Genomic DNA, 8,881 nt, shown 5'->3' with positions numbered 1-8,881 from the left:
TCCGCGACCCGCTCGTTCACGAACGGGAAGGTCAGGAGGTTCTCCATGCTCTGGCTGACCATGGCGTGCTCCATCCGGGTCAGGTAGTCGGGCGCGCTGGAATCGCCCGCCTTCGCCTCGGCCGGCGCCACCAGCGACACCCACTTGCCGATGAAGTTGCCCGGCGAGAGCGGCTGCGCCTTGTTGGCGTAGGCCTTGATGCCCCCGCAGGTGGCGTGGCCGAGCACCACGATGTGCTTCACCTCCAGCGCCTGCACGGCGAACTCGATCGCCGCCGAGGTCCCGTGATAGTCGCCCCCGGTCTCGTAGATCGGCACGATGTTGGCCACGTTGCGGATCACGAACAGCTCGCCCGGCCCGGCATCGAAGATCGCCTCCGGCGCAACCCGGCTGTCACAGCAGCTGATCACCAGGATCTCGGGTGCTTGGCTGGTGGCGAGATCCTTGAAGCGGCGGCTCTCCTCGGGAAACCGGGCGGAGAGAAACGAGCGATAGCCTTGCGTCAGGGCAGCGGGGAACATGGTGTCTCCGATCAGGTCTGAGGGTGGTTCTGAGCATGCGTTCCCGCATGTCGCTTCGCGGAATGTCTCGGAGGCCTCGAGCGATCTCGCGTGAAGAGGCCGGGCGTGCGCAGCCGCAACCGCGCGCTGTGCGGTTGCAGACTTCGCGCGACGGTCTGCCGGACGTCACAGCTCCCCGTCGTCGCATCGTTCTGCCGGCGACGCATCACCAAGGGGCGGACCGTGCCGTCGAGAAGGTGGGAACATGCACGAAGGCTGCGCGCTCAGCAGCGGTTGCCGCCGGCGGTCTGGCCGTATCGCTTGAGTGAGCGGGTCTGCGGGTCTGCGTTCCCCGCGGTGCCCGAACTCACCGGACAGGCATCGTAGAAGGGCAGGTCGACCACGGTGCGGAGGCCGGGGGTGTAGACGTCATAGGGTGTGACGCCGGTATGGCGGGCGCCGATATCGTGAGCCAGAGCAGACGGGATCGGAGCTGCGCCAAGGGTAAGTGCGGTGACGACGGCGGCGATACGGGTCTTCATCGTGGCTTGGAGTCTCACTTGTTCAACACTCCGCCTATCCGGGCGTTTGCTGGCCCAACAACTTCGGCGAAGTTATGACGTTCCGAGTTCACGGTGCTGTAACGCACATGCGATGTCGAGTCGAACCGTATCCTCGATCACGCCGCGTCAATATGTTATTTTGCATTCAATTTTTCTTCAGATCCACTTGGAAGAGGCGCGGGGATAAACGCCTAACCGTGACGTTTCGTGGTAACCGAGAAAATGCAACGCCGCGACGGCACGGGCCCATCGCGTGTGTCCGGGGACGTCTCACGCGCCGCGCTATGACCGCCGCCACCCCGCGGAGCGACCGGCCCGACGTGACGGCAAGGGACCGGTTCGCTGGAAGATCGACGGAGCTTAAGAGCGGGCGGTATCCCAAGCAGAGTTCGAATCGACCAGACCTGGGCAGCTGCGGGCTCCGCTCTACACCAGCATCGGCGGGGTGGACCTGCCATGCTGAGTGGAAAGGATTGCGCGTTGCGGGCAAAACCTCGGGTGGCGTTGGGCCTGCAGGGCGGTGGTGCCTACGGCGCCTATGGCTGGGGCATCATCGATCGCCTCTTGGAGGAGCACGTCGAGATCGTGGCCGTGAGTGGCGCGAGTGCCGGCGCGCTCAACGGCGCCGCCCTGGTCACCGGTCTCGCCACCGGTGGCGATGCGGCGGCGCAGGCGGCTTTGGCGCGGTTGTGGCGAGCCGTAGCCGACCGCTCGCCGCTGCGGGGGCTGGATCTCCTCGGCGCATCCGGACCGCTGTTCGAGCCGTTCCTGAACCGATCGTTGGCGGCCGTGACTTCGCCGCCTATGTGTCCCCGTTCCTGCCGGCCTTGCGGAGCATGCAGCCGCTGCGGGCCGTGGCGAGCGCGAGCCTGGATCTCGACCTTCTGGCGCGCCAAGACCATCTGCCGCTGTACGTTTCGGCCACCGACATCCTGACCGGCGCCCCGCGCCTCTTCTCCGGGGCCGAAGTGACCCTCGACGCGTTGATGGCCTCAGCCTGCCTCCCCGAGTTGTTCGACGCGGTCGAGATCGACGGCCGGCGCTACTGGGATGGTGGCTATTCGGCCAACCCGGCCCTGGATCCACTGGTGTTCGGCGATCACGGCGCCACCGACCTGATCGTTGTCCAACTCACGCCCTTCGAGACCTACGAGGTCGGGATGCTGCCCTCGGAGATGGCATCGCGCGTCAGCGACATCAGCTTCAACGCCTGCCTGATGCGGGACCTGAAAACCTTGACCGAGTTGCAGGCCTACGCCCTGGCGGCGGAGCCGCGATCCGAGCGGATGCGGGCCATCGCCGCCATCAACATCCATCTCCTGCAGGCGCCCTGCTCGCTGGCCGGCGGCGGCGTGAGCAAGCTCGACACGCGCTGGTCGACCCTCGGCGGCCTGCGCGATCTGGGGCGGGCGACGGCCGAGCGCTGGCTGGCCGGAACGGGGGCTGCGATCGGCGAGGAGTCCAGCCTGCGGGCCGGCGGGGCGGCTTGAACTGCTGACCGGCACGGCGATGGAGGTGCCGGTCGACGAACCGGGTACGCGAAGGCCGACGATGCCGGGCTCGCCCTCGCGCAGGATCAACGCCGAGCCGGACGCACCGGGCGCGACCCGGCAGTCTTGGTCGAGCAGCGGCAGGGAAGACGGCCCGTAACGGGCCCGGCAGCCGCGGACGACGCTGACGATCTGGTTCGCGTAGGATCGTAGCCCGCGTGGACGATGCCCGTCAGGACGGTGGCGCCGGTGCCTGGGCCGATGGCCCGGCTCAGGCCCAGCGGTTTGCGGGCTATCGAGCCGGCAAGCTCCACGACGGCCCAGTCGCGGCTGAGATCCTCACGGGTCGTGGCGAACCGGTCGGCATCCGGCTTCGCGCAGGCCCTGGCGATCGCGTGCGCGGTGTAGCGGCCCTGCTCGTACCCGGAGAGAAGTGAACGTCGGCGGCGTCGGCCCGGCGCCGCCGTGCCCCGTCCCAGCGACACTCGGCGGCCGTGAGCGCGTGACGCGGGCCGACAAGCGTCGTCGTGCAGTGGTTCCGACCTTCGGGACCCGTGAGGACGTTCAACCTGCCCACGGTGGTCAACGGTCAAGCATGGGGATCGGGTTCGGGCGTGGGGGCCTGCGGCCCCGGATGGTTCAGGGACTGCGCGTGCACGACCGATGTGGCGACGAAGCCGAGGGCCGCGCAGGTCAGGCGTTTCGATACCGAGCGCATGCCGGATCCGATCGGTCATCCCGGCGGGCCGTGCATCCTTCTCGCGGCACGCCGCCCGCCGTGCAAATGCGTCTCGCCGGCACGCGGCAGCTCCCACGAAGCCCCCGCGGTTCCCGGACTCCGCCCACCGCCGGGACGAGATCGGGACGACCGCGTCGCACGAGGCCGAGCCTCGGGGCGGGAGCACCGCTTCGATGACGCACGAGAACGAGGGGCCTTTCGCGCGTTAGGCTCACGGAACAGTCGCAGCATCCGCGATCGGTGGCCGGCTCACCCGAGCCGATTCGCCGGCGCCTTCCAGATCAGAGTCGCAACATGACGAGAGCAACCAACGCCCGCTTCGGGCTGGCCGTGGTCCTGATGACCGGCGTGATGGCGGTGGTTTCGCCGGTCGTGGCCCAGGAGACGGCCGCTCCGGGCAGCCTCACCAAGGTCGCGGGCTTCGCGCATCAGGTCACCGGCATCACCGTGGCGCGGGACGGGCGCATCTTCGTCAACTTCCCGCGCTGGAGCGAGGACGCGCCGGTCTCGGTGGCCGAGCTGAAGGACGGCAAGCCGGTGCCCTATCCGAACGACGCGTGGAACGGCTGGCGCAACGCGAAGGCGGACGCGCTCGATCCGAAGACGCATTTCGTCTGCGTTCAGAGCGTGGTGGCCGACGGGCAGAACCGGCTCTGGGTGGTCGATGCTGCAGCCCCGGCGATGGCGCACGTGGTCAAGGACGGTCCCAAGCTCGTCGGCATCGACCTGAAGACCAATCAGGTCGTGAAGACGATCCCGTTCGACACCAGCACGGTGCTGCAGGCCTCGTACATCAACGACGTGCGCATCTCGCCCGACGGCAAGACCGCCTACCTCACCGATTCCGGCGCCGAGGGCGCACTGATCGTGGTGGACCTCGACGGCGGGACGGCCAAGCGCGTCCTGTCCGGCCATCCCACGACCATGCCCGACGCGAGCGTGACCGTGCAGTACGACGGCAAGCCCCTGCGTCGTCCGGATGGCCGCGGCGTGGAGTTCTCGGCGGACGGGATCGCGCTCTCGCCGGACGGCCGGACGCTGTACTGGCAGGCGATCAAGGGCAAGACGCTCTACAGCCTGCCGACGGATGCGCTCACCGGCTGGGCCGCGTCGTCGTTCGTGCCCGAGATGCTCAGCGACAAGACCCTGAGCGGGAAGATCGTCACGGTCGGCGAGAACGGTCCCGCCGACGGCCTGCTGATCTCCCGCGCGGACGGGCGGATGTACGTGACCTCGCCGCAGGACGATTCCGTGAAGGTGCGCGACCTGTCCGGCCGGGAAACCGGCCTCACAACCCTGGTGCAGGATCCGAAGCTGCGATGGCCGGACACGCTCAGCGAGGGCCCGGACGGCACGATCTACGTGACGACCTCGCACATCCAGGACTCGGCCGACTACAAGCCCGGCGCACCGATCAGCCTGCCGACGGAACTCTGGGCCATCAAGCCGGGGCCCGGCGGCAACCCGGCCGCGACGGGTTCGGCACCCGGCCGCTGAGGCGGCTCCGGGCGCCCGTCATCGGCGCCCGGCCCGCTCGAGCGCGCGGCCCCGAAACGGAGCGCCCGCTTCGCACGCCCGTACGGCAAGCCGGACTCGGTCGCGCAGCGTCATCGCGTGTGCTCGGAACGGAGGCCGTCGCTTTCCGGTAGCGTCGGCATCCAGGCGGCTAGTCCCGCCATCGATCAACCCGGTGGCCGGCGATGACTGAAGGCGCGACCCGCCCATCGATCGAACGGCCGGCATCGGCCGTCGCGACCCCGGCGGCGACCGCCCTCGTGGTGGCCGACATGATCGGTGTCGGGGTGTTCACCAGCCTCGGTTTCCAGGTGACGGACATCCAGTCCGGGTTCGGGCTGCTGCTGCTCTGGGGGATCGGCGGGCTCGTCGCCCTGTGCGGGGCGTTCAGCTACGCCGAGTTGGCCACGATGTTTCCCCGATCGAGCGGCGAGTACATCTACCTCACACGCGCCTACAATCCGGCCGTCGGCTTCATGGCGGGCTGGCTCTCGGCCACCATCGGCTTCGCGGCGCCGGTGGCGCTGGCCGCGATGGCGTTCGGGCACTATGCCAGGGCCTTCCATCCGGCGGCACCGCCGCTGCCGCTCGGCCTCGCGGTCATCTGGATCGTCACGGCCATCCGCTTGACGGGCGGGCGCTTCGGTGAGGCGTTCCAGGTCGGGTCGACGCTGCTGAAGCTCCTGCTCGTCGCGGCGTTCATCGCGGCTGGTTTCGCGGCCGGGGACGGGCAGCCCGTCAGCTTCGCGCCGAGCGCCTTCGACCCGGCGCAGGTGTTCAGCGCCGGCTTCGCCGTCAGCCTCGTCTTCGTGATGTACGCTTACTCAGGGTGGAACGCCGCGACCTACATCGCCGGCGATCTGGCCGATCCGCATTACAGCCTGCCCCGGGCCCTGTTCCTCGGGACGGGCCTCGTCATCGTGCTCTACGTCGCCCTGAACGCCGTGTTCCTCCGCACCACCCCGTTGCACGAGCTCGCCGGACAGATCGACGTCGCCATGATCAGTGGCCGGCACGTCTTCGGCGCGGATGGCGCCCGCGTCGTGGGTGCGGTGATCTGCGTCGGCTTGATCCCGACGATCGGCGCGATGATGTGGATCGGCCCGAGCGTCACGGTCGCGATGGCCGAGGATGAGCGGCTCCTGCGGTTGTTCGCGCGGCGCACGAGCGGCGGCGTGCCCGCGGCCGCGATCCTCCTCCAGTGCGGCGTCGCCAGCCTCCTGCTCCTCACCCAGAGCTACGAGGCCGTGCTGCAGTTCATCCAGTTCGGCCTCACCCTGTGCTCTTTCCTCACGGTGCTCGGCCTGATCAGGCTGCGGATCCTGCGGCCGGACCTGCCGCGGCCCTATCGCGCCTGGGGTTACCCCGTCACGCCGATGATCTTCCTCGGCGTGACCCTGTTCATGCTGGTCTATCTGGTCGTGGCGCGACCCTTCCAGTCCCTCGGCGGGCTCGCGGTGATGCTCCTGGGCCTCGCGCTGTACGCCGTCTGCCGCGCCTACGGGCGGAGGTGATCACCGGCCGGAGGACGCGTCGGGCCTGGACGGTTCGGGCCTGGACGCGTCGGACTTGGACGCGCGCAACACGTCGAGGCGGTATTGGGCGGTTCGCGCCTGTTGGAAAACTCGTGCGAAGCCGCGTGCGCCCGCGATGAAGCCCTCGGCCGCATCGTCGCCGGAGAGGGGATAATGGGTGACTCCGAGCCAGTGGACCAGAATGATGTCCGCCTCCGGCAGGATAGCGCCCTCGACCCGGGCGACGAGGCGGGCGAGGTCGGCGCGGTCGAGATAGTAGGCCACCTCCGAGATCACCACGAGGTCGAACTTCCCGTCCGGCCAGGCGCCGGGAACGGCGGCGAGTTCGAAGCGCGCATTCGGGCAATCGGCGCAGCGTGCCCGGGCCGCGTCGAGCACGGAGGGAACCACGTCGAGCCCGATCAGCGCGTCGCAGCGCCGGCAGAGCTGACGGGTGAAGACGCCGATGGAGCACCCGGCGTCCAGGGCGGACGTGTAGTGGGCGCGCGGCAGGGCCGCGAGCGTCGCCGCATACTTGTCACGCTCGTAAGGGCTGGTGGCGAACTTCCAGGGGTCGGATTCGGTGGCGTACATGCCCTTAAAGTAATCGGTATCGAGGGTGGTCGGCCGCCGCCCCGACGGGGCCCTCGCCGGGCTTCCGGACTCCATCGCCAAGCCTGCGGATCCTTTGATCCCGAGCAGGGTGGCGGTAGCGGCAAGGCTGCCGGATCGGAGCATGAGGCGGCGTGAGACTGTCCCGCGGTGACGCACGATACACCTCGGGGCGCCGGTCACTGTAGGCCGAGGGAACCGAAGGTGATCGGGACAGTTCCGGGCCACGGCGCCGAGGATCCGGCGAAGACCGGCCCGTGCGGCACCGGTCCGGGCCTGCGTAGATCGGGCCGGCGGGGATGACGCCGGCCCCATCGGCGCCCTACCTAGGTTGGGTCCATGCGCTCGCCTCAGAGCGGATCTGATCCGGAGGACGTTCCCGATGCGACACCGATCGGCACTCGCCATGATCGCGCTGCTCTGCGCTGCGGACTCGGCGCAGGCCCAGACAGTTCTGGCCCCGTCGGGTGATTCGGCCGTCACCCAGCCGGGGGGCACGGAAGGTCGCGCGGCGCAGCGGAACCTCCGCGAGGCGATCCGCAACGGCGACGTCGTCGGCGCCGTTCCCGGACCGCCCCGGCGCGCAGCGGACGAACCGGTCCCTCTCCGCGAGGACGCCCCCCGTCGCGTTGCGGAGTGAGGCCGGGTTCCGCAACGGCGTGAGGCAGGCTCCGTGCTGCGGCCTCCGTCGTTCCCCGCGGGTCCGGCAGCACCCGGACATGCCGAACCGGGGAGTTGGAGCGGGCCTCGATCGCCACGCGGTCGGGACGGGCCACGGCGGGCCGCCCACCCCCCATCGGCGGTCTCGCGCTACTTCAGGTGGTACGCGATCCCCGCGATCAGCGCCTTCTCCTCCGTATTGATGGTGCGTCGCGGGTCGGCGCCGAACTTGTTGTGCCAGTACTGGAAACCCGCGAAGACCTCGACGCGGTTGGGCGAGTTGGCGATGAGCTGCCCGACATCCAGGACTAGGTTGGTCTGCGAGACGAACTCCAGCTGGGTGTCGTTCTCGTTGAGGAAGCCGTAGCGTCCCTTGGGCAGGATGATGGTGTTGAAGCCGGCGAGGGACAGGGGCAGCCCGGTGAAGGGCAGCGGAATGGTGTAGGTGATCTCGAACTCCGGCGTCATCTTGTACTCAACGCTTCGGAAGTGCGAGTAATCAAAGGTCGGGACCAGTCCTCTCTGAAGGATGCTTCCGGCGAGACCGTTGCGGGAGAATTCCTTGTAGCCCTGAACCTTCAGGTTCACGAATCCGGCCGGTACGTCGAAGGCGAAGCTGAGGCCGAAGGTCCCGGCCCGTTTCTCGGAATCGAAGGCCGTGTCCTTGGTGTTGATGTCGGCCCCGAACGACAGGCCGATATCCTTGACGAAGCCCGGGATGGCAAACGTCTCGGTGTCGAAGATCCTGTTCAGGCTCAGGACGCCCCGGTAGATGAGGTAGGCCTCGGTCGCCCCGTAATCCTTGGACAGGCGTCGATTGTCGCCGGCCGGATCCTGGGATCCGGAACGGAGGATGTCGAGGGAGACGAGATTGGTGCCGTAGGCCCACGAATTGGCGTGGAACAGGTTGACCACGTTCTTCGGCACTTCGCGCGGAGCGAACCCGCCCCCTGCCGCGCCGTCGGGGCGGCGCACGAAGAGGCCCGGCTCTGCCGCGGGCCCCTGGAAGCGGTAGCTCACCACCGTGTCGGAAAAGCTGAAGACCGAGGGCGGCGGGGCCGCCATCACGGTCGCGGCCGCGGTCGTGACGCCGGCCTCCTGGCGGTCCTGGCGGGCCGACACCTTGTGCACCGTGCTCAACCCCGCTTCCGCGGCTCGGGCGGCCGGAGGCGGGCCCGCATCGCTCCCCGTCTCGGCCCGGGCGGCGCCGATCAGCCAGCCCCCCGCGCAGACCGGTGCCAGGAGGATCGCCGCGCGGCGCAGGCCGGGACGGGGCACCGCCCCCGGT

At 69.1% G+C, this 8,881-nt stretch carries 8 protein-coding genes; 4 read left to right on the top strand and 4 right to left on the bottom strand.

Features of this window, described 5'->3' with window-relative positions; all coding sequences use genetic code 11:
* A partial coding sequence (locus MKK82_RS15230; protein WP_243986198.1) for a carbonic anhydrase occupies nucleotides 1–521 on the bottom strand: 521 nt, incomplete at its 3' end.
* Nucleotides 522–784: 263 nt separating this feature from the next.
* Complete coding sequence (locus MKK82_RS15225; RefSeq protein WP_238291499.1) at nucleotides 785–1,042, bottom strand: hypothetical protein; 258 nt, start codon at nucleotides 1,040–1,042, stop codon at nucleotides 785–787.
* A 477-nt stretch (nucleotides 1,043–1,519) separates the two neighbouring features.
* On the opposite strand from MKK82_RS15225, the gene MKK82_RS34430 reads away from it, so the two are divergent.
* From MKK82_RS34430 to MKK82_RS15210, 4 genes are all read left to right on the top strand, one after another.
* Entirely contained in the window at nucleotides 1,520–1,999 is a 480-nt protein-coding gene (locus MKK82_RS34430; protein ID WP_409566807.1) for a patatin-like phospholipase family protein, read from the top strand.
* Complete coding sequence (locus MKK82_RS15220; RefSeq protein ID WP_243986196.1) at nucleotides 1,900–2,553, top strand: patatin-like phospholipase family protein; 654 nt, start codon at nucleotides 1,900–1,902, stop codon at nucleotides 2,551–2,553. The genes MKK82_RS34430 and MKK82_RS15220 overlap by 100 nt, the downstream gene beginning before the upstream one ends.
* Nucleotides 2,554–3,586: 1,033 nt before the next feature.
* Nucleotides 3,587–4,789: a major royal jelly family protein gene (locus MKK82_RS15215; RefSeq protein ID WP_238291497.1), complete on the top strand. Its 1,203-nt coding sequence runs from the start codon at nucleotides 3,587–3,589 to the stop codon at nucleotides 4,787–4,789.
* Between the two features lie 203 nt (nucleotides 4,790–4,992).
* Nucleotides 4,993–6,321 (top strand): APC family permease, encoded by a 1,329-nt coding sequence (locus MKK82_RS15210; RefSeq protein WP_238291496.1) that lies wholly within the window; start codon nucleotides 4,993–4,995, stop codon nucleotides 6,319–6,321.
* Here MKK82_RS15210 and MKK82_RS15205 read toward each other — a convergent pair whose 3' ends face one another.
* Nucleotides 6,322–6,915, bottom strand: coding sequence for a class I SAM-dependent methyltransferase (locus tag MKK82_RS15205; RefSeq protein WP_238291495.1), 594 nt, complete (start codon nucleotides 6,913–6,915; stop codon nucleotides 6,322–6,324).
* Nucleotides 6,916–7,743: 828 nt separating this feature from the next.
* On the bottom strand, nucleotides 7,744–8,871 hold the full coding sequence (locus tag MKK82_RS15200; protein WP_238291494.1) for a hypothetical protein: 1,128 nt from the start codon (nucleotides 8,869–8,871) through the stop codon (nucleotides 7,744–7,746).
* Nucleotides 8,872–8,881 lie beyond the last annotated feature (10 nt).

This window comes from Methylobacterium sp. E-046, assembly GCF_022829625.1.
Lineage (GTDB): Bacteria > Pseudomonadota > Alphaproteobacteria > Rhizobiales > Beijerinckiaceae > Methylobacterium > Methylobacterium longum.
The sequence above is the reverse complement of the archived record's forward strand: the minus strand, read 5'-3'. Positions and strand labels throughout refer to the sequence as shown.